The sequence below is a fragment of the Clostridium sp. KLE 1755 genome (genome assembly GCF_000466465.2).
In the GTDB taxonomy this organism is placed as follows: Bacteria; Bacillota; Clostridia; order Lachnospirales; family Lachnospiraceae; genus Eisenbergiella; species Eisenbergiella porci.
The window spans coordinates 134,473-160,470 of the sequence record NZ_KE992777.1; the positions used below are offsets into that span (position 1 = coordinate 134,473).

A 25,998-nucleotide genomic window follows, 5' to 3' on the forward strand; every position below is an offset into this window, starting at 1 on the left:
AGGCTTATGTGGCCTCGTGGATTGAAATGAGATAATCACCTTCAATGACTCCATTATAAACGTCGAGGCTTATACGGCCTCGTGGATTGAAATAATAGCAGTGTCCTACATGACCACCAGATCCGTCGCGTCGAGGCTTATACGGCCTTATGGATTGAAATAGTTGCTTTGTGACATATTCATAGGCCATAACAGGTCAAGGCTCATACCACCTCAAATAATCTTTTAACCCGCTATCCATCTTCCCCCTTTCAAGCGCCGCTTGAACCCATCCCTGCATCCCTTTCAAGCACTTCTTGCTTTCACGCCCACCCGAAAAACAGTATAATCAAAGGAAAAAGTCCAGGAGGACAAGAAATGTTTGATTTAGCCCGAGTTGGAAAACAGATTAAGAAATACAGGATTGCCGCCGATATGACGCAGATGGAGCTTGCGGAGAAAATGGGTATCAGCTTCCAGGCTGTCAGTAGTTGGGAAAGAAATGAAACTATGCCGGATATATCCAGAATGACAGAACTTGCAGAACTCTTTCACATAACCGTTGATGAACTGCTGGATTATCAGGACAAGGCGAAGTGCGTAGAAACGCTGATGCATCCTCAGGAGCAGGAAATCAGTGTAAAGGAATTACAGGAACTGGAGGGGATTGTAAAACCATCCGATGTAAGAAAATATAAGATTAAAATAGAAAGTTTTGAAGATATCATTTATCTTGCGCCATTCGTAGGAAGAGAAATGATAACGGAAATGGCTGGTAACCACAAAGAACTTTTGACCCAGGTGGAAATGCTCATTTTAATTGCACCCTTTATTGAAAGGAAGCTGATGGATGAGCTGGTAGAGGAAAATCTGGGAAAATTCACATCAATACAGGAGCTCGTTTCCATAGTACCCTTTATCAGCAGGAAAACGGCAAGCCAGGCAGCAAAGCTTTTTGCAGATCAAAATCTCACCCTGGAAGATATAGTGAGCATAGCCCCCTTTGTGAACAGGGATATTGTGGATAAAATGGTAATAGCCTGCCAACATAACATAAAAAACATGCAGCATATCATTCCCCTTGCCCCGTTTGTCAGCCGGGATATGCTGCAGCAGATTTTAAACAGATAACTATCCGGCCGGCAGGAAATAGAATAAATGATATTCGATGCCGGCCTGCTGATTTGAAGCTTCCTTCAATCATTCCTGCATTTGCATTCATTTCATTTCCTTCAGAAGCCGGTAATATTTTTCATACTGCCAAAAAGCCTCCCTAAGCTTGCTGCTGTTTGCGCCGATTCGTTCTGTCCGCTTCCTCACCTTTTCCATGGAAGACTTCAGACTGTACATACCGCCGTCGGGAGTATCCGTATATTTCCGGTCGGCAATATAATCAATGTCATCCTTAAGCGGCTGACAGGAAATAGCGTTTTCCTCCCTGTATTTTAAACAGATACTGCGATAGGCAGCAAAAAGATCCAGATAAATATGGGGCGTATCGTCATAATCCCTGCGGATACATTTTTTCCCGGGATCAATATAATGATAACAGGCCTCACGGACTTCATCCGTCTGACGGAGGTTTGATTCAAAGCGGCGGCGGTGGGCAAGCTCATAGCGGTATGCATAGTCCGTAATCGCACTGTCTACGAAATAATTTACCATTTCCTCAAAGCTGTCGGCTATGACGTTGCGTCTTTCATGCCCCCGTTCATTTACCACCTGCACGAAGCCATAGCCGGAGCTTTCATAAGTGACTGTAGGATCTCCATACTCCACCGTCTGAAAATCAATCTGTTCTTTTTCGGCAAAAGGTATTTTCCTGAGGATTTCCCTTGCCTTGCTCGCAATTTCTTCTATTTTTTCATCCATTCCAGGAAGCCTCTTTCATAACCTTAAAGATAATTGGACTGACAGCGCCCAGGCCTTCGCCGCAGGGGAAGCATTAAACCGCATGCTGCAGATAATGCTTCAGATCCATGTAGCGTTCTTTGCCGATGGGCAGCTCCTGGCCGTCCCTCAAAACTGCCTTATACCGGTGAATGCTGTCAACGTAAAGGCTGTTGACCAGATAGCTTTTATGAATGCGCCGGAAAGAATATGGAAGGCTTTTTTCATAGTCGGCCAGAAGGCCCCACACCTGAAAGGTTTCCGTTTTGGTATGTACAATGGACCACTGGGCGGCGGCTTTCAGGTAAAGAATGTCCGAGGGAAACAGATACCGGTAATTCTTATTCGTATCCCGGAAAGCAATTTTGTTTACATCTGAAGTAATAGAGTCCATGCGCTTCAGATAATCAAAATAATCCATGTCCGCGGTAAGCGGTTCCGGCATCGTGACAATGCGGTTTAAAGGAATGTCCTGGGCATGGGATCCGTGGACATGGGCGAGCTTCAGTTCCCCGTTGATCATGCGCCATACATAGGTGCCCCGTACATGGGCATGAAGTGCGGTGCCGTCCTCCATGACCGAGGTGATCCTGTAACGGCCGCAGACCACCCATACATTGCGGTCATGAAAAAGCAGGTGATATTCTTCATCCGATATCAACACAGGCGGTTCTTCATATTCTTTTTCCATAGTTCTCCGGAAATTCTCCAGCCCTTCACACCATTGAAAATCATTGGAACCAATCCACATGAAATTATCCGCCATAGGCGCGGTGGTAACTTCCGGGTTCCTGTGATAAAAGCTGCGGACATTTTCCAGCGTCAGCTGAATTATTTCCGCTTCCGTAATGCCGGCTCTTCTCATATGCCCCTCCCTTTACATTAATATTCCATATCTCCCCATCCATAACAGTATAACAGTTGAATGAAAAAACAACAAGCACTATTAGTAAAAACAGTGAAAACACATTCCCGCATCCGTTATGATTTATATCGAACTTGGACTTCAGCCGCCGCAGCATGTATTCCGGCCGTCACTGTTCACTGCCGCAGGCGGTGCTATGCATTCGCCAGCTCCATAGACGAAGCCGCCTGCCCGTGATACAATACTGATGCCTTTCTGCCTGACTCCCAGGCGGCCTTTTTGCCAGAGAAACAAGCAGCAGGGCATATTAAAAAATTTTTTCAGAAACGGATAGATCCTGCCCTCTTCCCTCCGAATTAATAAGTGAAAGGAGAAAACCGGAGAGAGGCTGCAGACTTTATTTCCGGTTTGTGATGGAGTGGTGTATGAAAGCAAATGAAGATAATTTTATTTCCCTGATAAAAAAGCGCCGGGAAGAGGGAATCAGATATGTGATGGAACGGTACGGAGGGCTGCTTGCTTCCATTGTGGGAAAAAGACTGTACTGTATGCCGGACAGGATAGACGAGTGCATGAATGATATTTTTTTCGGCATATGGAATAATATCGGCTCTTATGATCCGGAAAGGAGCAGCTTCAAAAGCTGGGCGGCGGGCGTGGCCAGATTCCACGCCATCGACTACCTGCGCAAATACGGCAAACAGCCTGACCAGACAGCGCTGGAAGAGGTGGAGCTGGCCGAAGAGGATGAAAACCTGCGGCAGCTGGTGGAACAGGAGCTTTCCGAAGAAACAAAGGCTCTGTTAGCCTGCCTGAAGCCGAAGGACAGAGAAGTTTTTACAAGGCTGTTCCTGCAGGAGCAGGACGTGGAAACCGTCAGCGCACAGATGGGGATTCCGCGGGAAGCCGTATACAACAAGGTATCCAGGGGAAAACGGAAAATGCGGCGTTTTGCGGAAAGCAGCGGTAGATGAGGAGAAGGCATATGAATAAAAAAATATATGATATGGCAAATGATATTGTTACGGATTTTTCAGAAACGGAGGAACAGGAGCTTTCCCGGAAAGAGGTTGAAAAGTATGAGGCTGCCTTCCAAAAGAGGCTGAGGACCAGGGAAAGTGAAGCGGCCGGAAGAGGAAAATGCCGGAATAAATCCATAAAAAGAGGACGTTCCTTAAAAATGGCAGTCTGTGCGGCATCAGCCGTAATTGTGATAGGAATCGCCGCATCAAGCAGTGAGGTTCATGCGGCGCTGGAGCAGCTGCAGTGGACAATCGGAAATGCGCTGGGGCTGCAGGAGGATCTGGCGGACTATAAAGAGGTGGTCAACACCACAGCCATGGATGGCGGCTATGCGGTGACCCTGCATGAGGTTGTGGTGACAGAGTCGGAGGTGTGGGTCAATGTGACGGTGCGCAGAGAGGACGGGCAGCCGCTTGACATCAGCGCAATTTCTCCCATTGCCTCCATAAAGGTTAACGGCAGACGTGTGCTTGCGGGCGGCGGCGGAGGCTTAAAATATCTGGATGAGGAACAGACAATTGTCGGCATAGAAATGTGCTATAACTGTGAAAACGTTGATTTGGTGGGAGAAACAGCCATAGATATCTCATTCCGTCAGCTGGATATATGGGAAAATATCAAGGGCAAGTGGGATTTTTCTTTTACGGCGGACGCCTCCGCCCTGATGAAGGATACACGGCATATCGCTTTAAACCGGACGTTTACCCTGCCCAATGGCGTAACTGTCACATTGGATGAGTTCACAAGCAATGACCTGGAGCAGCGGATTAATTTTTCGGCGGATGATAAAGACGCCTCCCGGTATGATATGAAGGTGATTGCGAAGGATGAAAGCGGGAAGGAATATCCTTTCTACATGAATTATTTCGGCGGCGGAAGCACAAGAAAGGGGTATATGCGCCTTTTGGGAGATATGCTGCCGGAAGCGGCGGGACAGGTGGAAATGACGTTCTATGTGGTCGCCATGCCTGAGCAGAGCGGAAAAATGAGCAATGATTTCCGGCAGCTTGGAGAAAGCTTCCTTGTGGATTTCGGACAAATGCCTGAAGCTGCCGAATAACTGTGAAATACAATAGTTGAGAAATATAATTCCATTACAGGAAAACCAGTGCTATAATTACTAAAGCACGCAGGCAGCGCCGGACGCTGAAAAACGGCGCTGCCTGCATTTTATTCTGGAAAGGAAAAATATTATGAAATTTACCTACTGCCCTGACTGCGGAACCGCACTGACGCCAAAAGAAATCGGGGATGAAGGGCTGGTGCCCTATTGTACCCGCTGCAAAAAGCCGCTGTTTGACATGTTTTCCACCTGTATCATTGCGCTGGTGGTAAACGAGTACGGCGAAGCGGCCCTGCTCCGCCAGGGATATATATCGGATACCTATTATAATCTTGTTTCCGGCTACATGAAGCCCGGTGAAAATGCGGAGACCACAGCTATGCGCGAGGTAGAGGAGGAAATCGGCGTTCCGGTGGAACGGCTTCGGATGACGGGAACCTATTGGTTCGGTAAGAAAGACATGCTCATGATAGGCTTCATCGCAGAGGCGAAAAAGCGGGAGCTGGTTCTGTCCGGGGAAGTGGACGAGGCCGTGTGGGTGCCTGTTTCCCAGGCTCTCAAAATGGTGCATCCGGCCGGAAGCGTATCCCATACGCTGGTGGAATATTATCTGAACGAACAGAAGAATAGAAAGGATTGACCGGATGAAAATAGACCGGCTTATGGCCATTCTCACCATCCTGCTGCAGCAGGATAAAGTAACAGCGCCAATGCTTTCTGAAAAGCTGGAGGTTTCCAGGAGGACCATCAGCAGGGATCTGGAGGCGCTGTGCCAGGCGGGGATCCCAATCGTTACGGAACAGGGCTTCGGCGGGGGGATTTCCCTGGCCCCGGGCTTTAAAATGGATAATTCCTTTTTAACCGCAAAGGAGAGAGAAGCGCTGCTGGCAGGAATACGCGGCATGGACAGCGTGATGAAAAACCCCATGGAGGAGCGCCTGAAGGAGAAATTCCACATCGTGCAGGGAAATATGCCTGCGGCGGCAGAAGCGGTAACCATCAATCTGGCCTCCCATTACAGGGACAGTCTTTCGGAAAAAATTGCGGTCCTGAAGGCTGCAATCCAGGAGCACAGGCTGGTGGAATTTACCTATTATTACAGAAAAGGGACGGGCCGCCGTCTGGTGGAGCCTTACCGGGTGGCTTTTCAGTGGTCTTCCTGGTATCTGCTGGGCTACTGCAGGCAGAGGGAGGATTTCCGCATGTTCAAGCTGAACCGTCTGTGGGAGCTTGCGGGAAAAGAGGAAGCCTTTGCGCCGCGGGAAGTGCCGGAGGAAAAGCTGGACAGCGAATACTGGTTTTCCGATGAAATCATGCTGCGGGCCAGATTTTCAGGGAAGGTGAAGTTCCGTCTTATTGAGGAATACGGACCATCCAGCTTTACGGAGCAGGAGGACGGCACACTTTTGGTGGAAAATCTGGGCTTTACCAACTATCCTGTTTTGCTGGAATGGGTGCTCAGCTTCGGCAGCAGCGTGGAGGTGCTTGCGCCGGAGCGGCTGCGTGAGGATATCAAAAGAGAGGCCGCCCGGATTCTTCAGAACTATTGTAACGTTGAGGATAACCGGGCTGTTACGGAATATCCCGGAAAGCCGGAAGGAACAGGGACGGAGAAAACAAAGCCGGAAGAAACAAGTTTGACATCCGGGAACGTATGTGATAAGTTAGAACCATAATTATTCAGGAAGGAGACAGACATGTTCAGTTTGGGATATGTGCCGGTTTACAGCAGCAGCGGTCGGACGAAAGCAGGATTATTTTTGCTTTACGGGGATACTGCGCCCTTTTTCAGGGAAACGGACATACACGGAGACTGTGACAGGGCCTGTCTGTAGTTAAGGGACTGTTGCGTCTGGCGGTTCCGTTTAAGCAGTAACTCCGATATGAACCGGGAATCATGTGGAAGCATGCTCCTGGTTTTTTTGCGCCTGTTTTTAAGTAAAAAGAGCAGTCCGGATTTGGATTGGACCGATGGCTGCCATAAAAAAGGAGTTACGAAAATGAACAGTAATAAATCAGGGAAGAAGCATACAGAACGCTGGAATATTTACAGAAATATCCCTTTGGATTATATTTTTACCTTTCTTAAGAATCTTGACATGTCCACCTCGGTCTGGGTGCTGTATCTGGCCTTTAAGGGGATGAACCTGTGGCAGATAGGCATACTGGAGGGAGTGTACCATATCACAAGCATGATTTGTGAAATCCCTTCCGGCGCGGCGGCGGATTTGCTGGGGCGCAAGAGGACTGTGGTCTGGGGACGGCTGTGCACCGCCATTTCCTGTATCCTGATGCTGCTTTCAGGTAAATTCTGGGGCTTTGCCCTGTCCTTTGTCATTCAGGCACTGGGAAATAACCTGAATTCCGGTTCGGAGGAAGCGCTGGTTTATGACAGCATGAAGCAGTGCGGGCGGGAGCCGGAGTACCTGAAGGTGAATGGCAGAATCAATCTGCTCATTGAAATCTCACAGTCCATTGCCACGGTGGCGGGCGGTATCCTGGCAGAAAGATCCTATGTCTGGTGCTATGGCGCATCTGTTATAATCGCCCTGCTGGCCTTGCTGCCGGCTGTGCTGATGAAGGAGCCGGAAATAACGCAGGAAATAAGAAAAAGCGGCGGCATGATAAAACAGCATTTTGTCACAAGCTTCCGCATTCTGGCGGAAAACAGGGAAATACGCAGGATAATGCTGTATTTTGAGATGGTTTTTGCTTTTTATACCGTACTGTTTTTCTACAGCCAGCAGTATTTTTATGATATGGGACTAAATAAGGTGGAAATCAGCGTGATCATGCTGTTGGGCGGCCTGGCCTCCTGCCTTGGCGCGCTGGCCAGTGAAAAGGTATACGGGAAAGCCGGGGAAAAGACACAGTATGCGGCTGCGCTGGTGATTGCGGCGGGGCTTGCCGGGTTCTTCCTGCACCGGCTGCCCGTGTCCGTGGTTTTGTTTGTGGCAGCCTGCTTTGCCAACGCCCTGCTGTATTCGATACAGTCCATTTCCCTGAACCGGCTGATTCCATCAGGCCAGAGGGCAACGCTGATTTCTGTGGGCAGTATGCTGTTTTCCGTTATTATGATACTGCTGTTTCCGGCAGCAGGCGCGGCGGCGGAGCGGATTGGGCTGTCTGGCACCTTCCTTTTGCTGGGAGCGCTGCAGATGGTGATGACGGTATCGTTTTACCGGGATTCACACAGGCATAAATAAGAGGATAAAAGGAGAGTGTCCGGTCTGATTTCGCGTTCCCGCAGAATAAAAAGAGAGCCAGGCCAGCGCTTCTCTTCCTTTTTTGCCATCAAAAAATAATTTTTTTGAAAAAAATAAAAGGATTCCGGGAATCGGCGCAGAATATAAAGATAGTGAGCATATTTTTGATTGACGTACTGTGTCGGAAACAGGCATTATAATGCCATATATTCGTGGCTGCCGTATGGCGGAAAGGTGACGGATGACAACAATTCGGGAGAATCTGGAGAAGTGGGAGGAGGTTTATTTAAGCCCCTATGCTTCTCTGAGCAAGAATTCCCTGGGAAGGCTGAGGGATGAGGAACCCTGTGATATCAGGCCCGTGTTCCAGCGGGACCGTGACAGGATCCTGCACTGTAAAGCCTTCCGAAGACTGAAGGATAAGACCCAGGTCTTTCTCGCTCCGCAAGGAGATCATTACAGGACGAGGCTGACCCATACCCTGGAGGTGTCCCAGAATGCAAGGACGATTGCCAAGGCGCTGAGGCTGAACGAGGATCTGGTGGAAGCCATTGCACTGGGCCATGATTTGGGGCACACGCCCTTCGGCCATGCGGGAGAGCGTGCGCTGGACAAAGTCTGTCCCTATGGCTTTGAGCACAGCGAACAGAGCGTGCGCTGCGTGGATATCCTGGAGAAGGACGGCCAGGGGCTGAACCTTACCTTTGAGGTCAGGGACGGCATCCGTAATCATCAGACCAAAGGCAATCCGGCTACGCTGGAAGGAAAAATCGTCAGATTGTCTGATAAAATCGCCTATATCCACCATGACTGCGACGACGCCATACGGGCGGGTATCCTGAGGGAGGAGGATATTCCGAAGCAGGTGCAGGAGGTGGCGGGCAGGACCACGGGCGAGCGGCTGGATCATTTTATCCATGATATTGTGACCAACAGCTTCGGAAAGAACGACATATGCATGTCCCCTCCGGTGGAGGACGCTATGAAAAAACTGCGTTCATTTATGTTTGAGAGGGTTTACACGAACCAGCAGGCCAAAAGCGAGGAAGGCAAGGCCGAGCTGCTGGTGGAAACGCTCTACGATTATTATCTCCATCATATTGATAAAATATCCGGCGAACTGCTGGTTTTGATGGAGAGGGGAGAAGCAAAGGAAAGGATTTGCTGTGACTATATAGGGGCAATGACGGACCGTTTCGCCATTGCACAGTATGAGGAAATCTATATTCCCAAATGCTGGACGGTGAAGTAATCAACGGATTCCGGTTCTGATGGAACCGGGAGCCTTACAGATTGAGGTGAGAGAAGGCATGTATTATCCGGATGAACTGATAGAAGAAGTCAGGATGAAAAATGATATAGTGGATGTGATTTCAGGCTATGTGCGCCTTCAGAAAAAGGGCGCCAATTATTTCGGCCTTTGCCCATTCCACAATGAGAAGTCGCCTTCCTTTTCCGTTTCGCCCGGCAAGCAGATGTATTATTGCTTCGGCTGCGGCGCGGGCGGGAATGTATATACCTTTATCCAGGAATATGAGAATTACACGTTTCCGGAGGCGGTGAAAATGCTGGCGGACCGCGCCGGTGTGAATCTGCCGGAAATCGAATATTCCGAAGAGGCGAAGAAGGCGGAAAGCAAGCGGAGCAGGCTGCTGGAAATCAATAAAGAGGCGGCCAAATATTTCTATTTCCAGCTTCGCGCCAGACAGGGTGAAACAGGGTACAGGTATCTGAGGGACAGGCAGCTCTCGGATGAGACGATAAAGAAGTTCGGGCTGGGCTTTGCCAATAAGACCAGCAATGACCTGGTACAGTATCTGCGCAGCAAGGGGTATTCCCCGGAGCTGATACACGAAGCGGGGCTGTGCAACGTGGATGAAAAACACGGCATGTACGACAAGTTCTGGAACCGGGTAATTTTTCCCATTGAGGATATCAACCACCGGGTTATCGGCTTCGGCGGCAGGGTGATGGGGGATGGAACACCGAAGTACTTAAACTCGCCCGAAACGCCGATTTTTGACAAAAGCAGGAATCTTTACGGCCTGAATTTTGCAAGGACCTCGCGTAAGGGGAATATCATTCTCTGCGAGGGCTACATGGACGTTATTTCCATGCATCAGGCGGGCTTTGATCAGGCGGTGGCGTCTCTTGGCACCGCGTTTACACTGGGACAGGCCAGTCTGCTGAAGCGGTATACGAAGGAGGTTCTGCTTTCCTACGACAGCGACGGCGCGGGCGTGAAAGCGGCGCTGCGGGCCATCGGCATACTGAAGGAGGCGGGGCTTACCGGGAAGATTATCAGTCTGGAGCCGTACAAGGATCCGGATGAATTCATGAAAAATCTGGGGAAGGAAGCGTTCCAGGAACGCATCGACCACGCGGAAAACAGCTTTCTTTTTGAAATCAGGATGCTGGAGAAGGAGTACAACCTTTCTGATCCGGAGGACAAGACCAGGTTCCACAGGGAAATCGCCAGAAAGCTGTGTGATTTTTCCGAAGAGGTGGAGCGGGAGAATTATATCGAGGCGGTGGCGGAGAAATACCATATCGGCTTCGAAAACCTGAGAAAGCTGGTGGGCAGCATTGCAGCCCAGACAGGGCTTGCCAAACCCGTGGAACGGCCCAAATCGGGAATCCATAAAAAAACCACCCCGGAGGAAAACAGCAAAAAGACCCAGAGGCTTCTGCTTACCTGGCTGGTGGAGGAACCGCAGTTATATAAAAAAATCGAGCGGTTTATCGGACCTGAGGACTTTACGGAGGAGCTTTATGTGCGGGTGGCCGAAAGGCTGTTCGCAGGGCTTGAAAAGGGCGAACTCAACGCGGCATCCATCATAAGCCTGTTCCCCGATGAGGAGGAGCAGAGAGAGGTGGCGTCACTTTTTAACACAAGGCTGATGGAACCGGAGACAATACAGGAAAAAGAAAAAGCATTTCACGATATCCTGGTTTCTGTAAAAAGAATCAGCTATGAATATAATACGAGCCGTCTGGGAACTGATGTGGAGGCATTAAACCGCGTCATTGAAGGAAAAAAGGCATTGGAAGAACTTAGCAAAACGCATATTTCCCTGAATTAAGGATAACAATATTAACATGCGCAGGAAGGATGGACTAAGAATGGGCAAAAAGACACAGGAAAAAGCTGATGAGACGAAAAAAACAACAAATCAGAACGAAGCGGAAATGACCCCGGAAGAAAGAGCGGCCGCGGAAGCGAAGTTTCTGGAAAGAGTAAGAGGACTTATCGGCGTTGCCAGAAAGAAAAAAAATATTCTGGAATACCAGGAGATCAGCGATTACTTTGCGGATCTGCAGCTGAATGAGGATCAGTTTGACAAGCTGCTGGAGCTGCTGGAGCAGAGCAACGTGGATGTACTGCGTATCACCGAGGATGATGACGATATTCCCGATGAGGAAATTATCCTGTCCGAAGAGGAAGAAGTGGATATGGAGAGTATCGACCTCTCCGTTCCCGATGGCATCAGCATTGAAGATCCGGTGCGTATGTACCTGAAGGAAATCGGCAAGGTGCCCCTGCTTTCCGCGGAGGAGGAAATCGACCTGGCCCAGAGGATGGAAGTGGGGGATGAGGAAGCCAAAAAGCGTCTGGCGGAAGCAAACCTGCGTCTGGTGGTCAGCATTGCCAAGAGATATGTGGGAAGGGGCATGCTGTTTCTGGATCTGATCCAGGAAGGAAATCTGGGTCTGATTAAGGCTGTGGAAAAATTCGATTATACCAAGGGTTATAAATTCTCCACCTATGCTACCTGGTGGATCCGCCAGGCGATCACAAGAGCCATTGCGGATCAGGCGAGAACCATCCGTATCCCGGTCCATATGGTAGAGACGATCAACAAGCTGATCCGCGTGAGCAGACAGCTGCTGCAGGAACTGGGGCGTGAACCTACTCCGGAGGAAATCGCTGAAGAAATGAGCATGCCGGTGGAGAGAGTGCGTGAAATCCTCAAGATTTCCCAGGAGCCTGTATCCCTGGAAACCCCTATCGGTGAGGAGGAAGACAGTCACCTGGGCGATTTCATCCAGGATGACAATGTGCCGGTACCGGCGGATGCGGCTGCATTCTCCCTGCTGAAGGAACAGCTGAATGAGGTCCTGGGCACCCTGACGGAAAGAGAGCAGAAGGTGCTGCGCCTGCGTTTCGGCCTGGACGACGGCCGTGCAAGGACGCTGGAAGAGGTGGGCAAGGAGTTCAATGTAACCCGTGAGCGTATCCGCCAGATTGAAGCCAAGGCGCTGCGCAAGCTCCGCCATCCCAGCCGCAGCCGCAAGCTGAAGGATTATCTGGATTAAGGAAAAAAGAATATGGAATTGTCAAAAAGACTTCATATGGTCGCATCCATGGTGGAAAAAGGAAGTATCCCGGCGGATGTGGGATGTGACCATGGGTATGTGGCGGTATACCTGATCCGGGAGGGCGTCTGCCCCCGCGTGTTTGCCATGGATGTTAATGAAGGCCCTCTGGAAAGGGCCAGGGAACACGTGGAGGAATTCGGGCTTGCTGCATACATAGACGTGAGGCTTTCCGACGGAATATCCGGCCTTCCCTGCCGCGGGGGAAGGCCGGAAGCGGATACGCTTCTGGCTGCGGGAATGGGCGGGCGCCTCATGGTGAAGATCATGGAGGAGGGCCGCGAGAAGCTTGCACAGATGCGTTGGGCCATTCTCCAGCCCCAGTCGGAGGCCTGGCTGGTAAGGGAGGCTTTGAAAAAGAACGGATATTTTATTACGGAAGAGAATATGATCTGGGAAGAGGGCAAATTCTATACCGTTATAAAGGCTGTTAACCTGCAGAACCCGCCGGAAGGTTTTTGCCGGGAAACGTTGGAGGCGCAGGAAAAACGCTTTCTGGAGGAATGTAAGTCCCAGGGGCTGCTTTCATCGGATGAATGGGAAAGGGCGGCGGATATTTTCGGCTCCCGCCTGATTCTGGAGAAAAATCCTGTGCTGCTGGAATATTTAAGGGAGAGCCTCAGGAAGAACCGGCAGATAAGCGCCGGGATAGGCAGCGCATCTGCCGGGGAGGCAGGGGCGCCGGAAAAAGAAAAAACGGCGGGACGCCTTGCACAGCTTGCGAAGGAGCGGCAACTGCTGGAGCAGCTGATTGGCATAATGAAATGAACCGTCCCGGCCAGGTAAGCCGCATCGGGGGTTGCGGCGGCAAACATAAGGAGAAGGGCGCATGAAATGCAGTGAGGTAATGGCGAAGCTGGAAGAGCTTTCCCCGCGTTCCTTTGCGGAAAGCTGGGATAATGTGGGGCTGCTTGTGGGGAGCAGGGACAAAGAAGTGGAATCGGTTATGATTGCGCTGGACGCCACGGACGCGGTCATCGATCAGGCGGTGCTGGCGGGAGCGGATATGCTTCTGACCCATCACCCCATGATTTTTTCTGCGATGAAGCGTATTACGGCGGAGGATTTTACGGGAAAGCGTATTATCAAGCTGATTGCGAATGATATATCCTACTATGCCTGCCATACCAATTTTGATGTGATGGGAATGGCGGACGAAGCGGCGGACCGCCTGGCGCTGGCGGACAGGACGGTGCTGGAAACTACCTTTGAGGATGAGCTGTCCAAGGAGGGAATCGGCCGGGTGGGTATTTTCCCGGAGGAGATGACGCTGCGCGAGTGCGCGGCCTATGTGAAGGAAATATTTGATCTGGAGACTGTCCGGGTATTCGGAGAGGCGGAACAGAAAATAAGGAAGGCGGCTGTAGTGCCTGGCTCCGGGAAGGATTATATCTCCCAGGCAGTGCGCGCGGGCGCTGATGTTTTTATCAGCGGGGATATCGGTCATCATGATGGTATAGATGCGCTGGAACAGGGAATCACTATCATAGATGCGGGACATTACGGGCTGGAACAGATTTTTGTCCCCTATATGAAGGAATTTTTAAGCAGGGAGCTGCCGCAGCTGCATTTGCTGACAGCCAGGCAGCAGGAACCCTTCTGGTATGAATAGGAGCGATTTATGGTAAAAGTAACGGTAAACGGGATATGCAGGGAATATGAAAACGGCGTGACCTATGAAAAACTGGCACAGGAGCATCAGGCAGAATACGATCACAGGATTATTCTTGCCATAGCCAACGGAAAAATCAAAGAGCTTCACAAAACGGTGGACCGTGATGCTGCCGTTACCTTTCAGACGCTGGCGGACAGGGTGGGACACGACACCTACATCCGCAGTGCGATCATGCTTCTTATCAAGGCCATCAGTGATATCGCCGGCTCCCCCAGGGCGGGCAAGGTTTCCGTGGAATTTTCCATCGGCAGGGGCTATTACTGCATTCCCAGGGGAGAACTGGCTGAAAAGGTAATCTGCGCCGATGGGGAAGAGGACGGCCAGATAGAGGCCGGCTTCGTGGAGCAGGTCAGGAAAAGAATGTGGGAACTGGTGGAACGCAGGCTTCCCATCAGTAAAAAAGCCTATCCCACGGACGAGGCAATCGAGATTTTCAATGCCCAGGGAATGGAGGATAAGGTCAGGCTGTTCCGTTACAGGCGCGGCTCCTATATCAATGTCTATTGTCTGGACGGTTATTATGACTATAACTACGGCTATATGGTGCCGGATACCGGATATCTGCAATATTTTGACCTGATACCCTATAAAGCGGGGCTGATGCTGATGCTTCCCGACAGGAGCGAACCGGAAACCCTGGTTCCCTTTGAACCCAGGGAAAAGCTGTTCCATACGCTCCTTCGTTCCAACGACTGGGGAGAAAAGATGGAGATAGAAACCGTGGGGGATCTCAATGACAAGATCTGCGAAGGCGATCTGGCGGAAATGATCCTGGTCCAGGAAGCGCGGCAGGAGCGCAGGATTGCGGAAATTGCAGGAGATATCGTCAGGCGAGGAAATGTGAAATTCGTCATGATTGCAGGGCCTTCTTCCTCAGGAAAGACCACCTTTTCCCATCGTCTTGCCATCCAGCTGAAAACCCATGGCCTGATACCTCATCCCATCGCGGTGGACGATTATTTCGTAGACCGGGATAAGACGCCGCTGGACGAAGAGGGCAACTATAATTTCGAATGTCTGGAAGCCATTGATGTGGAAAAATTCAATCAGGATATGTCGGATCTGCTGGCGGGAAAACGGGTGGAAATGCCCCGTTTTAACTTTAAAACAGGCCTTCGTGAATACAAAGGGGATTATCTGCAGCTCGGGCCGGAGGATATTCTGGTTATTGAAGGCATCCACGGCCTGAACGACAGGCTTTCCCATTCGCTTCCTCTGAAAAGCAAATATAAAATATATATCAGCGCCCTCACCAGCCTGAATGTGGACGATCACAACCGGATAGCAACGACGGACAGCCGCCTGATCCGCCGCATGGTGCGGGATGCCAGGACAAGAGGCGCTTCCGCCACCCATACCCTGAGGATGTGGTCCTCCGTGCGCAGAGGGGAGGAGGAAAATATTTTCCCATTCCAGGAAAGCGCTGACGCCATGTTCAACTCTGCCCTGATTTACGAACTGGCGGTGCTGAAGCAGTTTGCAGAGCCTTTGCTTTACAGCGTGAGGAAGGATCAGCCGGAATATTTTGAAGCAAAGCGCCTGCTTAAATTCCTGGAATATTTCCTGGGCGTGAGCAGCGAAAACCTTCCCAATAATTCCATTGTACGTGAATTCGTCGGAGGCAGCTGCTTCCGGGTGTAGACAAGCCGTGAGGGCTGCCTGCCCGGGGAAGAAACAGGCGGCCGGAATGGAGCGGTTATGTTTGAAGTGAATGTAAAATCAATTCTCTCAGCCGGAAACGGCATGAATCTGTTCAGGGGCTGCTCCCACGGCTGTATTTACTGCGATGCCAGGAGCACCTGTTACCAGATTCATCCCGACCGGCCTTTTGAGGATATCGAGATCAAAAAGAATGCGCCACAGCTTTTAGAGCTTGCCCTGCGCAGGAAAAGGGAACGCTGTATGATTGGGACAGGCGGTATGAGCGATCCTTATATCCCTCTGGAAAAAGAGCTGGGACTGACCCGCCGCTGTCTGGAGCTGATAGACGAATACGGCTTCGGCCTTGCCATCCAGACAAAATCCGATCTCATACTGCGTGATCTGGATTTGCTCAAAAGCATTCACCGAAAAACAAAATGCGTGGTCCAGATAACGCTTACCACCCATGACGAGGCGCTTTGCCGGAAGCTGGAGCCTCATGTGTGCACCACAAAACGGAGGGCGGAGGTCCTGGATATCCTGCGGGAGGAAGGCATCCCCACCGTCTGCTGGATGACGCCCATCCTTCCCTTTATCAATGACACGGAGGAAAATATCCGCGGCATACTGGATTACTGCATCCATGCAAAAACCTATGGAATACTGACCTTCGGGATCGGTGTGACCCTCAGAGACGGCGACAGGCAGTATTTTTACCGCAAGCTGGACGAGCATTTTCCGGGCATGAAGCAAAAATACATACAAACCTACGGGAATACCTATGAGATACCCTCCCCCAACCAGTCCTCTCTTATGCGGCTGGTCAGGAAAACCTGTGCGCAGCACGGGATTGAAAACAATACGAATCGGATTTTTGCTTATATGAACCGCTTTGAGGATAAGCTGGCGGGAGAGCAGCTGTCGTTGTTTGACTTTACCTGACAGTGTGGTCGTGGCAATGATATGAAAATGGGTATCCGGTGTCATCGCAAATAACCGATACATCCGGTTCCAACGAAGAGATAATGATATACAAATGAGGAACCTGAGTCTGTACTGAGGAAAATATCTTCTTCGGGCAGATTGCGGATGAACAACAGGTTTTTTGGGAACTCTGCCGCGAGTATGAAGACTATCTAAGGCGGAGAAAGCGTACGCAGCAAATCCCCATGAGCCGATGGGGAAGCGAACAGATTTGGAGGGCAGGATATGCAGCAGGCATTACGATATACAGATGAAAAATCGGACAAGTTTTGGCGCATAGAAACGGCAGGCTGTGAACTGGTAATCAATTGGGGAAAAACCGGCACAACAGGACGTTACGAAATCAAAGATTTTGATACAGAGGATGAATGTGAGAAGCAGGCATTTAAGCTTGTGCGGTCTAAAGAAAAAAAGGGCTACACGGACATGCAGGACTTTGACGCAGTGCATCACCTTTACTTTGATACAGAGGAATATGGTTTACATCCCCTGACCAGCCACCCTGTTTTCCGGGCCTGTTTTTCTGAAGAACTGTATTATGACTGCGGCGATGAAGAAGCTCCTTTTGGCAGTGATGAAGGGAATGACACATTGCATTTTTTAGAGGAATCTATACGGAAACGGCCCAAAATGTGTGTTGCTGATTTCCCTGAATTATTAATCGTAAAAGAGTGGAACTTAACCTATTTGCCGCCTGAACCGGAGCAGACGGATGGCGAGCTGAAAACACAGGCAGCACAAACTTATCATGGACTGAAAGGTGATCAGACACTTTTGCAGACAGACCAGGTTATCCTTGCTACTGTATTCGGTCAGATTAAAATTATGGGGAAATTGGACGCGGCATTACAGGTATTGGCGTTCCGGTCGCTTATGCGCATGGAAAGAATGTACCGTCTTTTATGGAATTGGGATAAAGAGGAACCACCATATAATATTTCCATCATGAGACGGGATTTGGAACGATTTGTAAATCGTGATTGTTGATTGTACATATACAGTTTGCCGCCGTGTGATTCGCTATGCTGGTAAAAGGTGTACTTGGTAAATTGGAAGTTGTGGGAAAAACAAACAGATTGATTTAAACTCGAAAGCATTAGACTGATTAAGAATAAAGGAGTAAATTCAATGGAAAAGATAAAAGGAGCGAATAGAAAACTAATTCAGAATGCTGTTGACTTTGCACGGAAATTTATGAAGATTCCTGAAGATATTGAACTGTATTTTGAAGATTGTCCATCTGAACGATTTCCTAATGAAAACAATGCGGCTGAGGGAGAAATAGACAAGATTGTTTTTAATAAGGTATGGTTTTATCGTAGTAGAAATGACCATAAAGATGATATTGAATATTTTGTATTTCATGAGTTGCGACATACATATCAGCTTAATGAAATCGGACTTATGATGAATGGAATGCAAATACATGAAAAGATTTCACTAATAGAGACATGGAAAGAAGGTTTTGAAAATTATATCCCAAATGTTGACAAAGTAACACAATCATTAAATTTTCATCAAGAGGTTGAGCAGGATGCATATGGTTATGGCTTAGCATTATTGGATATGTATTATATAAAAAGGCATGATTTTCGATTTCGATATAGTATGCCTGAGGAAGCATTTCAAATTGCAGATTCACGTTCACGTAAGTATCGTAAAGAATTGCCTGAGTTTCAAAGATACATAGCTGATAATTGTAAATAATGTTCACCTTGAAAAATGCTGCATAAATCGCCTTCAATTTGATAAATTGAAAATATTGAATTAGTAATGTTAAGGAGAAGTACTTAATGGTTTTGATAGAAATAAACTTTTAGAACTTGATTTGAAATTGTTGTCAGACTATGGTGATATTATACCCAAAATACAAATAGGTCATGATTTATTTAATCTTATAGAAAATAATTCCACAATTGATAGAGAATTTAAAATATACTTGGAGGAAAAAGCTGTAATATGTCACCAGAAAATTAGAATGATGTTGTTTGCTGAAAAATGTGCTATTAAAAAATTATTCGAATTCGAAATGTCACAAAATATGGAAATTCCTTGCCTTTTTGGAGATGATGAAACAATATTGCTTTATCATACTGAAAGTACAATCCTTTTTGCAAGAAATGCATTAGATGTAGTAGCTACTATTTTTCATTATATAGCTTTTCATGAAAGGTGTGATAGTTTCAATAAATTTGCAAAGAAAATATTAAAAGATGAAAGTGATAAATTGATTTCATTGAAATCATACATCTGTGAAATAAATAAACTTAATATACATGCTTTTCACTTACTCTGTGGTAGTGAGAAAGGAAGAGCATTAAGGGATCAAATCATACATCAAACTAATATTAGATTGGATTATTATGAGTTTAAAGAAGGTTGTGATAAAGAGAAGTTGTTCATAGTGTTAAATAAGGGCGAAATTGTGATTCCTTATAGAGAATTTATGAGTAATTTTATTATAGAAGTAGTAGAAATATTTTCTTCTATTTCACAAAAACTTTTCTCGATGAATTAAAAAATCAAGTATATTTGTAATGCGAAATGTAATAAGGTAACTTCGGATTGCCGGGGCTGGAAAGTTACAATTCGGTGAGGTAAATACAATGAACAAAGAGTATATTATTCCAGCGTGTTCTGGAATGAAAATTGATGTTAAGCAAGGTCAAAGTATTACTGTGATTGACATTGAGGGTGGCCAGGTGGTAGATTTTTTTGCCGAAGCGAGCGGAAATGCAAATGAATTTCTCTCGACCGGAGTAACGATTGACTGTAACGAGTCTCTGAAACTAAATGTCGGCAATATTATTTACACCAATTTATATCACCCGATGATGCGGGTAATTTCTGATGATGTGGGAGAACATGATTTGCTTCACCCATGCTGCCGGCAGGAAATGTATGACTTCTTTTATCATAACGGCGAAGGACACCCGAACTGCTTCGATAATATCAACAATGTGTTGGAAGAACAGCGTGCGATTATTTCACCCGTAAACTTATTCATGCACACGAAAATTAACTCTGATGGCAGTATCACAGTGGAGGAGCCGCTTTCCACAGCAGGAGATAAAATTACATTAAAAGCACTGATGGATATTACTTTGGGAGTTGCCGCTTGCAGTGTTTCAGAGAGTAAATGCAACAGCGGAAAATGTTCCCCTATAAAAATCGTTGTCGATTAAAACAAATTCCAGCTTTACTGCCCTTGTTATATGGATGTTCAGTTATTACAGGCGTTGACAAAGGCCTGTATTATTTTTGCGCTTGTTTCGTTGTCGCCCCAATGTTCCGGGAATCCCAAAGATTGTGTAAACCTCCAACCCTTGTACAAAATGAGAATTTGGAGATTATCTAAGCTCAAGATACCAATATCTGTTCAGCATTGTATTTGTCTCATTTGGATAATCTCTGTAGTATCGGCTTACTATTTCAAATTTAACCGGTTTCCTGAATATTGGTCCATCAAAGACAAAAGAATGATACTCACCATTTTCACCACAAATGTCTACAAAGTCGGGCAAATCATTCAGGAAGGATTCATCAATTACTCTACCAACAAAAGATTCATCAAGCATAGAGCCATCTACACAAGTTACTATGCTTTTGAAGCCCAATGATATAAATTCCTGCAACAATTCTCTCGGTTTACTATTCCACAATGGGAACTCGGCTTGAATACCCTGTCGCCTACAATTATCAATTCTTTGATTTCTCAAGTTTTCCAGGTATAAATCACCAAAAAGTGCGATGTTGAGCTGTTCCTCTTTGAATTTTTCTATGTGCATTTCCATCGACTTTTTATATTCGTCTGATGGAGCAGTTAAATCAAGCTCCAAAATCGTTAACGGTATCCCGATAGAGTCTGCTTGCTGTTTGAGCAGTTTTATACCAATCTCGTGCATAGCAATTTTAGAGCCATCTTTTTTTATTGTGGTGAACAGTGCTTGTACATCATATATTCCCGATTGCAAGGCTTTATAAAGAGCTAACGCGGAATCTTTCCCGCTGCTCCAGTTAAAATATGCTTTCTTCATTATTCCCTCACAAATATTGATTTAGCGATTTGGATTATATTGTATCACTCATATTATAAATTTTTCTACCATTTTCAATATTTTCCCATATTGTTTTATATCACTATAGGAAATTCGGGCGCCATTTTGGCACCAAAGCGTCAACTATCAGCCAGATAAATTGACAAGAATCTTTATACAGTGTATAATAACATTGATATATAACTTAGTTATTTTATGGAGAATATTATGCCGCCAAAAGTAAAGATACCCAGAGAAGCTATTATTGAAAAAGCATTTGAGTTGACAAAAGAATATGGCTTTGAAAAAGTAACCGCACGTTTGCTTGCCAGTGAATTAAAATGCTCTACTCAACCAGTTTTTCACGCTTTTCGCAACATGGAAGAACTGAAGGAAGAAGTTTACAAAAGAACGCAAAAACTATTTGAAGAAACCATGCTCCAACAGCCTTTTGATACCGAAACCCCCTATTTTTTAAGCATGGGACTAAAGTATGTGGAACTGGCTCAAAATGAAAAAAATCTGTTCCACCTACTATGTATGTCAGATAGCGGAACAAGACTTGAAAGCCTTTACGATTTGGCTAAGCACGTTCCTGTTCCGATTGAACCGGAAGTGTTTGCGAAAACATGGATATTTACGCATGGTATAGCAACGATTGTTTCTACGAACACAACGAACATTGCGCCCGAAGAAATAAGGCAGTTACTTATAGAAGCATGTGCCAGTTTCAAATTATACCACAATGAAAACAAGAGAGGTTCGGCAAATGAAACATAGGAATATGGACTATGATAACCGCTATAAATATAAACTGGATATGCTTGAACCGGGGATTACCATGATGAAACTCATCGGCGTATTATTTGTAACTGGTATTTTATTTTGGGTGGCAGGGTGGCATTGGCTTTCTTCAATTACTTTGTTTTTGGCAGGAGCCGTATTTGCTGTTTTGTTAATCTTGTTAGCCATTGAAGCACATCAGGACAAAGTGTTGAATGATATTGCTATGCGGGAAAATAATGACTTGGAGAAAAAATATGAAATCGGTTAAAAATTATGTGTATACAGAACGTGCGCATTTTATGTGTCCTAATATGCACTTTGGGATTATGGCAAAAATAGAAAGCAATTATGATGAAGGGCGGCTAAAACAAAGCATAGACACTCTTCAAAAAGCGCACCCGTTTCTGCAAAGTTTAATTGCAGAGGAAACGGACACTGGCAGATTTTATTATCAAATACAAGATTATATGAATATTCCTGTAATGATAAAAGAAGAAGCTGCTTTGTGGCAACAGGATTATGAGGAAATATCTGTCCGTGGGTGGAATGTCATGAATGAATGTCTGCTAAAAGTAGTGGTTTATCCAAAGAAAAATGAATTTCAAATACTTTTTATCGCCCACCATCTTTTGTGTGACGGCAGAGGGCTTCTACAACTGGCAGAAGAATTTGCAGAGCATTATGCTAACGGAGTAATACCGCAATTTGCCCCGGAACGCTTAATTCAATGCTTAAACGATCTTCCCTCAAACAGCGATTTACCTCTTATCAGTAAATTGATAATAGGCGACGCAAATAGAAGATGGAAAAAAGAGGGGCAGCAAGTTATGTATGAGGAATATAGCGCATTTGAAAGAGCCTATATTCAAAAACACAAAATGAAACGGGAAATTTTTACCGTTTGCGATCAGGAGTTAGAAAAAATACTGACTTTATGCAAACAGCATAATATTACTGTAAATGACTGGCTGATTGCAAAAATGATGTTGGAAGAGAATACAAACAAGGTGGTTATTGCAGCCGATATTCGTAATCAGACAAAATGTTACAGACAAGGGGCAATGGGAAATTATTCTACTGCTTTTAGCATTTTTGTGAAAAAGAAAGAGAAAAATGTGATTTCTCTTGCAAAACGCGTAGCGTCACTTGTCACAAATATATGTCAGCACCCACAGAAAGAAATGCTTGTGCTTGCCTGTTATATACATATGCAGCCGGAGCTGATTGACGCTGTTGCAATATCTACATTAGGAGAGTTTGGAAGTAAAGCAGGAGCATTTGTAGGAAGAAATATGTTTGGATATGGTTCCCAAAATGGTTATAGCATAACCAATTTAGGAAAAATCAAAAGCAATATAATTGAAGAAGCTATTTTTATACCACCTGCTTCTCCTGCTAATAAAAAAACTTGGGGAGTTCTAACGGTGAATAGCCGTATGAAAGTATGCGTGTCAAATTTAATTGTGCGGAGTTGATTAACAAAGTTACAAATTGTCTGCAGTTGTGAATATTCAGGAGGTAAAAATGATGTCTTTAAAGGAAATGACAGAAGCGTTTGAGTATATGCGCAATGACAATCCATTAAATAAAGTATGCTTCCTTTTTAAATTGAATGAAATACTTTATATTTAATTGTCTGCTTGGTATATTCAGCAGTACCAGAGAAAATGCTTATGGTTTTAGCAATGATTTTCGGCGGTCACTTACTGCCTTTTGGTGGGCTCTATAAATCCAAAAGTTATATGTACTCTTCGGTAATTGTAACAATCAGTGTTTTAATTATAGGATGTACATGCGCTCCTGATATTATTGCATTATTTATGTTGCTTTATGAAATAGTATTTACAGGATGTTTATTTATTGGAAACAAAAAAACTTATGCAAGAAACGCAAAGTAAATAAACGTCCACTTTTTTATCAAATCCCAGTTTTGTTGGTATGATAAACTGGGATTGTTAATGAAAAAATGCTTCACATTTTTTTACCATATAATTTCGGGATTTTTTGTGGTAATATTTTTACTTTCTGCCATATATGGATTTTTATGAATGGGCTGTCATATAGGCTCTGCTATATATATATGAAACTGCCGTCCCTTTTATCCAACCCCTTTTATATGGAAGAACAGTTTTTACAGGCGTTGACAAAGGCCTGTAATATTTTTGCGCTTGTTTCGTTGTCGCCCCAATGTTCCGGGTGCCATTGGAGGCCCCAGAAAAACCGTTTATCAGGAACATAAACAGCTTCTATGATTCCGTCTTCCGCGGTCGCCATGCTCTTAAGAGAAGGCGCCAGATCCTTGATGGCCTGATGATGCCTGCTGTTCACACCCACACTTTTCTGTCCCAGCAGTCCGAAAAGAGGCGCTTTCATTTCAAGGCTTATGCTGTGGGCGGCCCGGTCATAGGGCTTTTTCATATCATGGTCTATTCCAGTGCCGTTCTGGGCGCCTAAATCCTGATACAGGCTTCCTCCCAGCGCGGCATTCATGATCTGCAGTCCCCTGCAGATCCCAAGCACCGGCATATCCTTTTCAAGCGCCCGCTGTATCAGGGTCAGCTCCATTTCATCCCGCTCCGGGCAGAGCCTTCCGCAGAAATCCTCTGTCTTTTCCCCATAGACCGCAGGGTTCACATCATGGCCGCCGGTCAGGACGAGCCCGTCTATCCGGCATAAAATATTTTCCAGCATATCCCGGTCCGCAGTTAAAGGCAGCATTATCGGGATTCCTCCGGCATGTTCAATTTCTTCCATATAGCCAGGAAGTATCCAGTAGCTTTTTTTATCATCATCATATAAAGGAGTCAGTCCGATAAAAGGTTTCATAAATCCTCCTGTGTTTTTTTAGTTTTAGATTTGCGGTATTTGTTCCTTTATCATCCTAAGCCCTGCTTTTTGGACTGTCAACTTTCTTTTTTGGCAGAATGGTTATGTTTGCCCTGCGGAATGACTTTTCTTCATTGATTTAGCACTTGCCAAGGAGGAAGAAAAAAGGTATAGTATTGAAAGGAAAATAAGTAAGATGAATAATCGCGGCTGTCCGTATTCCTTTTGGGATGCGGCAGGTGAGGAAAGTCCGGGCTTCGCAGGGCAGGATGCCGGATAACGTCCGGTGGAGGCGACTCCAAGGCCAGTGCAACAGAAATATACCGCCCCGCCTTTGGCGGAAAGGAGCAATCCTTTGGGGTGCAGACCCCGGTAAGGGTGGAAAGGCAGTGTAAGAGACTACCGCCCGTCTGGTAACAGGCGGGGCACATGTAAACCCCATCCGAAGCAAGACCAAACAGAGAGCGACAGGCTTGCCCGGCCTGCTTTCAGGTAGGTCGCTTGAGACTGCTGGTAACAGTAGTACTAGATAGATGATTATTCTCGACATAACCCGGCTTACAGTTTTGCTTATTTTCCTATCAGAAGAACAGGCAGGTGATATATACGTACACCACGCTCTGTTCTTTTTTGTATGGATGGGCTGAGTTTAAAAGGAGGAAGTAAAATATATGAAGAAACAATATCATGCAGAATTTGCCGATGAAGCCTGTGTTTCAGATTGGCTGGGACTTGTTAATATGGTAGCTGACGACTTTCCGGGGCTTGTAATTGCTGATTATACGGAAACACTTCTTAAGAATATCGCCCGGCAGACAGCTCTTTGCGTAAAGGACAACGGAAATATTGTTGGTATTTTATTATTTTCACCCAACCAGCACTGCCTTTCCTGTATGGCGGTCCATCCCCAATACCGCCGTCAGGGCGTTGCATCCGCATTGATTTCGGAAATGCTCCGGCTTATGCCGGATGTTGATATCAGCGTTACGACATACCGCGAAGGGGATGAAAAAGGAATTGCACCAAGAGCATTATATCAGCGGTTCAATTTTGTGCCGGAGGAACTGTGTATGGAATTTGATTATCCGGTACAGCGGTTTGTGCTGCACAGGTCCCGGAAAAATTTGAACTGAGGTGGCCTTGGTAAGTTTGATAATCATTTTTCTGTTGGCCGGGGGAGCAGAAAGATTAAATAATTATTTGTGTGTATTCCTACATGTGTAAAATGGGGTTATAAATTTGGGAAGGTGCGAATTATAAGTGCACATTATTTCGCCGGGAGATTCGCACTTGAAAATTGGCAGTATGGAGATTTATGCAAATAAAAAGTAATATAATAATGACAATTTTTTAGAAGAGTTGTATAATGAGGATGTTATTACTTGGCTTTATAAGATAGATGTTGTATAGTATTGCTGTCGAGGCTTGCAAGAGCCTCGTGGATTGAAATATCGGTGGTCTGGGGGAATACCTGGAGAATAATGTCGAGGCTTGCAAGAGCCTCGTGGATTGAAATTTGAAGAGATTTGAATCTGTGCGGATAGCGAAAGGTCGAGGCTTGCAAGAGCCTCGTGGATTGAAATATAAGCAAAAATGATTTAATGCATCACTATGGATGTCGAGGCTTGTAAGAGCCTCGTGGATTG

At 46.3% G+C, this 25,998-nt stretch carries 27 protein-coding genes and 1 other RNA gene; 24 read left to right on the top strand and 4 right to left on the bottom strand.

The genetic code is table 11. From position 1 onward, the window contains the following. Window positions 1–357: 357 nt before the first annotated feature. A complete protein-coding gene (locus HMPREF1548_RS26160; protein ID WP_021639817.1) occupies window positions 358–1,110 on the top strand; it encodes a helix-turn-helix domain-containing protein in 753 nt (250 codons plus the stop codon). Window positions 1,111–1,197: 87 nt separating this feature from the next. Here HMPREF1548_RS26160 and HMPREF1548_RS26165 read toward each other — a convergent pair whose 3' ends face one another. Together HMPREF1548_RS26165 and HMPREF1548_RS26170 are read right to left on the bottom strand one after the other, a co-directional pair. Then, on the bottom strand, window positions 1,198–1,851 hold the full coding sequence (locus tag HMPREF1548_RS26165) for a hypothetical protein (protein WP_021639818.1): 654 nt from the start codon (window positions 1,849–1,851) through the stop codon (window positions 1,198–1,200). A 73-nt stretch (window positions 1,852–1,924) separates the two neighbouring features. Continuing rightward, a complete protein-coding gene (locus HMPREF1548_RS26170; RefSeq protein ID WP_021639819.1) occupies window positions 1,925–2,734 on the bottom strand; it encodes a LytTR family transcriptional regulator in 810 nt (269 codons plus the stop codon). A gap of 425 nt (window positions 2,735–3,159) precedes the next feature. Here HMPREF1548_RS26170 and HMPREF1548_RS26175 point away from each other — a divergent pair, with 425 nt between their 5' ends. From HMPREF1548_RS26175 to HMPREF1548_RS26250, 17 genes are all read left to right on the top strand, one after another. Continuing rightward, window positions 3,160–3,708 (top strand): sigma-70 family RNA polymerase sigma factor, encoded by a 549-nt coding sequence (locus tag HMPREF1548_RS26175; RefSeq protein ID WP_025491367.1) that lies wholly within the window; start codon window positions 3,160–3,162, stop codon window positions 3,706–3,708. Window positions 3,709–3,719: 11 nt separating this feature from the next. Beyond that, the gene (locus tag HMPREF1548_RS26180; protein WP_035324034.1) at window positions 3,720–4,817 is read left to right on the top strand and encodes a DUF4179 domain-containing protein; all 1,098 of its coding nucleotides are present in this window, start codon (window positions 3,720–3,722) and stop codon (window positions 4,815–4,817) included. A 133-nt stretch (window positions 4,818–4,950) separates the two neighbouring features. Continuing rightward, window positions 4,951–5,460, top strand: coding sequence for an NAD(+) diphosphatase (locus tag HMPREF1548_RS26185; RefSeq protein WP_021639823.1), 510 nt, complete (start codon window positions 4,951–4,953; stop codon window positions 5,458–5,460). A gap of 4 nt (window positions 5,461–5,464) precedes the next feature. Further along, the gene (locus HMPREF1548_RS26190; RefSeq protein ID WP_021639824.1) at window positions 5,465–6,496 is read left to right on the top strand and encodes a helix-turn-helix transcriptional regulator; all 1,032 of its coding nucleotides are present in this window, start codon (window positions 5,465–5,467) and stop codon (window positions 6,494–6,496) included. 21 nt (window positions 6,497–6,517) lie between these two features. Further along, window positions 6,518–6,655 (top strand): hypothetical protein, encoded by a 138-nt coding sequence (locus HMPREF1548_RS29720; RefSeq protein WP_021639825.1) that lies wholly within the window; start codon window positions 6,518–6,520, stop codon window positions 6,653–6,655. Between the two features lie 165 nt (window positions 6,656–6,820). Then, window positions 6,821–8,026 carry an MFS transporter gene (locus tag HMPREF1548_RS26195; RefSeq protein WP_051358489.1) on the top strand — a complete coding sequence of 402 codons (1,206 nt, stop codon included), beginning with the start codon at window positions 6,821–6,823 and terminating at the stop codon, window positions 8,024–8,026. Between the two features lie 241 nt (window positions 8,027–8,267). Then, window positions 8,268–9,278 (top strand): deoxyguanosinetriphosphate triphosphohydrolase, encoded by a 1,011-nt coding sequence (locus HMPREF1548_RS26200; RefSeq protein ID WP_021639827.1) that lies wholly within the window; start codon window positions 8,268–8,270, stop codon window positions 9,276–9,278. Window positions 9,279–9,336: 58 nt separating this feature from the next. Beyond that, window positions 9,337–11,109, top strand: coding sequence for a DNA primase (gene dnaG / locus HMPREF1548_RS26205; protein ID WP_035324139.1), 1,773 nt, complete (start codon window positions 9,337–9,339; stop codon window positions 11,107–11,109). Between the two features lie 40 nt (window positions 11,110–11,149). Next, window positions 11,150–12,343, top strand: coding sequence for an RNA polymerase sigma factor RpoD (gene rpoD / locus HMPREF1548_RS26210; RefSeq protein WP_025491372.1), 1,194 nt, complete (start codon window positions 11,150–11,152; stop codon window positions 12,341–12,343). A gap of 12 nt (window positions 12,344–12,355) precedes the next feature. Then, window positions 12,356–13,171 carry a tRNA (adenine(22)-N(1))-methyltransferase gene (locus HMPREF1548_RS26215; protein WP_021639830.1) on the top strand — a complete coding sequence of 272 codons (816 nt, stop codon included), beginning with the start codon at window positions 12,356–12,358 and terminating at the stop codon, window positions 13,169–13,171. Window positions 13,172–13,232: 61 nt separating this feature from the next. After that, window positions 13,233–14,015: a Nif3-like dinuclear metal center hexameric protein gene (locus tag HMPREF1548_RS26220; protein ID WP_021639831.1), complete on the top strand. Its 783-nt coding sequence runs from the start codon at window positions 13,233–13,235 to the stop codon at window positions 14,013–14,015. Window positions 14,016–14,024: 9 nt separating this feature from the next. Then, complete coding sequence (locus HMPREF1548_RS26225) at window positions 14,025–15,719, top strand: nucleoside kinase (RefSeq protein ID WP_021639832.1); 1,695 nt, start codon at window positions 14,025–14,027, stop codon at window positions 15,717–15,719. A 57-nt stretch (window positions 15,720–15,776) separates the two neighbouring features. Beyond that, window positions 15,777–16,661 carry an SPL family radical SAM protein gene (locus HMPREF1548_RS26230; RefSeq protein WP_021639833.1) on the top strand — a complete coding sequence of 295 codons (885 nt, stop codon included), beginning with the start codon at window positions 15,777–15,779 and terminating at the stop codon, window positions 16,659–16,661. 267 nt (window positions 16,662–16,928) lie between these two features. Further along, a complete protein-coding gene (locus tag HMPREF1548_RS26235; RefSeq protein WP_021639834.1) occupies window positions 16,929–17,690 on the top strand; it encodes a WGR domain-containing protein in 762 nt (253 codons plus the stop codon). A 141-nt stretch (window positions 17,691–17,831) separates the two neighbouring features. Beyond that, entirely contained in the window at window positions 17,832–18,410 is a 579-nt protein-coding gene (locus tag HMPREF1548_RS26240) for a hypothetical protein (RefSeq protein ID WP_021639835.1), read from the top strand. A 121-nt stretch (window positions 18,411–18,531) separates the two neighbouring features. Next, window positions 18,532–19,221: a hypothetical protein gene (locus HMPREF1548_RS26245; protein ID WP_021639836.1), complete on the top strand. Its 690-nt coding sequence runs from the start codon at window positions 18,532–18,534 to the stop codon at window positions 19,219–19,221. A gap of 88 nt (window positions 19,222–19,309) precedes the next feature. Continuing rightward, the gene (locus tag HMPREF1548_RS26250) at window positions 19,310–19,888 is read left to right on the top strand and encodes a DUF1989 domain-containing protein (RefSeq protein WP_021639837.1); all 579 of its coding nucleotides are present in this window, start codon (window positions 19,310–19,312) and stop codon (window positions 19,886–19,888) included. A 165-nt stretch (window positions 19,889–20,053) separates the two neighbouring features. Here HMPREF1548_RS26250 and HMPREF1548_RS26255 read toward each other — a convergent pair whose 3' ends face one another. After that, the gene (locus HMPREF1548_RS26255; RefSeq protein ID WP_021639838.1) at window positions 20,054–20,740 is read right to left on the bottom strand and encodes a Dph6-related ATP pyrophosphatase; all 687 of its coding nucleotides are present in this window, start codon (window positions 20,738–20,740) and stop codon (window positions 20,054–20,056) included. A 228-nt stretch (window positions 20,741–20,968) separates the two neighbouring features. On the opposite strand from HMPREF1548_RS26255, the gene HMPREF1548_RS26260 reads away from it, so the two are divergent. From HMPREF1548_RS26260 to HMPREF1548_RS26275, 4 genes are all read left to right on the top strand, one after another. Further along, window positions 20,969–21,520 carry a TetR/AcrR family transcriptional regulator gene (locus tag HMPREF1548_RS26260; protein ID WP_035324040.1) on the top strand — a complete coding sequence of 184 codons (552 nt, stop codon included), beginning with the start codon at window positions 20,969–20,971 and terminating at the stop codon, window positions 21,518–21,520. Beyond that, window positions 21,510–21,794, top strand: coding sequence for a hypothetical protein (locus tag HMPREF1548_RS26265; protein ID WP_021639840.1), 285 nt, complete (start codon window positions 21,510–21,512; stop codon window positions 21,792–21,794). The genes HMPREF1548_RS26260 and HMPREF1548_RS26265 overlap by 11 nt, the downstream gene beginning before the upstream one ends. After that, window positions 21,781–23,001: a condensation domain-containing protein gene (locus HMPREF1548_RS26270; protein ID WP_021639841.1), complete on the top strand. Its 1,221-nt coding sequence runs from the start codon at window positions 21,781–21,783 to the stop codon at window positions 22,999–23,001. The genes HMPREF1548_RS26265 and HMPREF1548_RS26270 overlap by 14 nt, the downstream gene beginning before the upstream one ends. Window positions 23,002–23,157: 156 nt before the next feature. Beyond that, entirely contained in the window at window positions 23,158–23,424 is a 267-nt protein-coding gene (locus HMPREF1548_RS26275) for a DUF7010 family protein (protein ID WP_418504606.1), read from the top strand. Window positions 23,425–23,638: 214 nt separating this feature from the next. Here the strand turns inward: HMPREF1548_RS26275 and HMPREF1548_RS26280 are convergent, their stop codons facing one another. Continuing rightward, the gene (locus tag HMPREF1548_RS26280; protein WP_021639843.1) at window positions 23,639–24,352 is read right to left on the bottom strand and encodes a gamma-glutamyl-gamma-aminobutyrate hydrolase family protein; all 714 of its coding nucleotides are present in this window, start codon (window positions 24,350–24,352) and stop codon (window positions 23,639–23,641) included. A 188-nt stretch (window positions 24,353–24,540) separates the two neighbouring features. On the opposite strand from HMPREF1548_RS26280, the gene rnpB reads away from it, so the two are divergent. Together rnpB and HMPREF1548_RS26285 are read left to right on the top strand one after the other, a co-directional pair. After that, window positions 24,541–24,929: RNase P RNA component class A (rnpB, locus tag HMPREF1548_RS26650), an RNA gene on the top strand. A 94-nt stretch (window positions 24,930–25,023) separates the two neighbouring features. Continuing rightward, window positions 25,024–25,485 carry a GNAT family N-acetyltransferase gene (locus HMPREF1548_RS26285; protein WP_021639844.1) on the top strand — a complete coding sequence of 154 codons (462 nt, stop codon included), beginning with the start codon at window positions 25,024–25,026 and terminating at the stop codon, window positions 25,483–25,485. Window positions 25,486–25,998 lie beyond the last annotated feature (513 nt).

Excerpts from the sequence above, each read along its gene's own strand:
- HMPREF1548_RS26185 (WP_021639823.1), top strand. The coding sequence starts at position 4,951 with ATGAAATTTACCTACTGCCCTGACTGCGGAACCGCACTGACGCCAAAA.
- dnaG (WP_035324139.1), top strand. The coding sequence starts at position 9,337 with ATGTATTATCCGGATGAACTGATAGAAGAAGTCAGGATGAAAAATGAT.
- HMPREF1548_RS26165 (WP_021639818.1), bottom strand. The coding sequence starts at position 1,851 with ATGGATGAAAAAATAGAAGAAATTGCGAGCAAGGCAAGGGAAATCCTC.
- HMPREF1548_RS26195 (WP_051358489.1), top strand. The coding sequence starts at position 6,821 with ATGAACAGTAATAAATCAGGGAAGAAGCATACAGAACGCTGGAATATT.
- HMPREF1548_RS26160 (WP_021639817.1), top strand. The coding sequence starts at position 358 with ATGTTTGATTTAGCCCGAGTTGGAAAACAGATTAAGAAATACAGGATT.
- rpoD (WP_025491372.1), top strand. The coding sequence starts at position 11,150 with ATGGGCAAAAAGACACAGGAAAAAGCTGATGAGACGAAAAAAACAACA.
- HMPREF1548_RS26235 (WP_021639834.1), top strand. The coding sequence starts at position 16,929 with ATGCAGCAGGCATTACGATATACAGATGAAAAATCGGACAAGTTTTGG.
- HMPREF1548_RS26230 (WP_021639833.1), top strand. The coding sequence starts at position 15,777 with ATGTTTGAAGTGAATGTAAAATCAATTCTCTCAGCCGGAAACGGCATG.
- HMPREF1548_RS26190 (WP_021639824.1), top strand. The coding sequence starts at position 5,465 with ATGAAAATAGACCGGCTTATGGCCATTCTCACCATCCTGCTGCAGCAG.
- HMPREF1548_RS26220 (WP_021639831.1), top strand. The coding sequence starts at position 13,233 with ATGAAATGCAGTGAGGTAATGGCGAAGCTGGAAGAGCTTTCCCCGCGT.
- HMPREF1548_RS29720 (WP_021639825.1), top strand. The coding sequence starts at position 6,518 with ATGTTCAGTTTGGGATATGTGCCGGTTTACAGCAGCAGCGGTCGGACG.
- HMPREF1548_RS26285 (WP_021639844.1), top strand. The coding sequence starts at position 25,024 with ATGAAGAAACAATATCATGCAGAATTTGCCGATGAAGCCTGTGTTTCA.
- HMPREF1548_RS26225 (WP_021639832.1), top strand. The coding sequence starts at position 14,025 with ATGGTAAAAGTAACGGTAAACGGGATATGCAGGGAATATGAAAACGGC.
- HMPREF1548_RS26200 (WP_021639827.1), top strand. The coding sequence starts at position 8,268 with ATGACAACAATTCGGGAGAATCTGGAGAAGTGGGAGGAGGTTTATTTA.
- HMPREF1548_RS26170 (WP_021639819.1), bottom strand. The coding sequence starts at position 2,734 with ATGAGAAGAGCCGGCATTACGGAAGCGGAAATAATTCAGCTGACGCTG.
- HMPREF1548_RS26240 (WP_021639835.1), top strand. The coding sequence starts at position 17,832 with ATGGAAAAGATAAAAGGAGCGAATAGAAAACTAATTCAGAATGCTGTT.
- HMPREF1548_RS26280 (WP_021639843.1), bottom strand. The coding sequence starts at position 24,352 with ATGAAACCTTTTATCGGACTGACTCCTTTATATGATGATGATAAAAAA.
- HMPREF1548_RS26255 (WP_021639838.1), bottom strand. The coding sequence starts at position 20,740 with ATGAAGAAAGCATATTTTAACTGGAGCAGCGGGAAAGATTCCGCGTTA.
- HMPREF1548_RS26215 (WP_021639830.1), top strand. The coding sequence starts at position 12,356 with ATGGAATTGTCAAAAAGACTTCATATGGTCGCATCCATGGTGGAAAAA.
- HMPREF1548_RS26260 (WP_035324040.1), top strand. The coding sequence starts at position 20,969 with ATGCCGCCAAAAGTAAAGATACCCAGAGAAGCTATTATTGAAAAAGCA.
- HMPREF1548_RS26250 (WP_021639837.1), top strand. The coding sequence starts at position 19,310 with ATGAACAAAGAGTATATTATTCCAGCGTGTTCTGGAATGAAAATTGAT.
- HMPREF1548_RS26265 (WP_021639840.1), top strand. The coding sequence starts at position 21,510 with ATGAAACATAGGAATATGGACTATGATAACCGCTATAAATATAAACTG.
- HMPREF1548_RS26180 (WP_035324034.1), top strand. The coding sequence starts at position 3,720 with ATGAATAAAAAAATATATGATATGGCAAATGATATTGTTACGGATTTT.
- HMPREF1548_RS26175 (WP_025491367.1), top strand. The coding sequence starts at position 3,160 with ATGAAAGCAAATGAAGATAATTTTATTTCCCTGATAAAAAAGCGCCGG.
- HMPREF1548_RS26270 (WP_021639841.1), top strand. The coding sequence starts at position 21,781 with ATGAAATCGGTTAAAAATTATGTGTATACAGAACGTGCGCATTTTATG.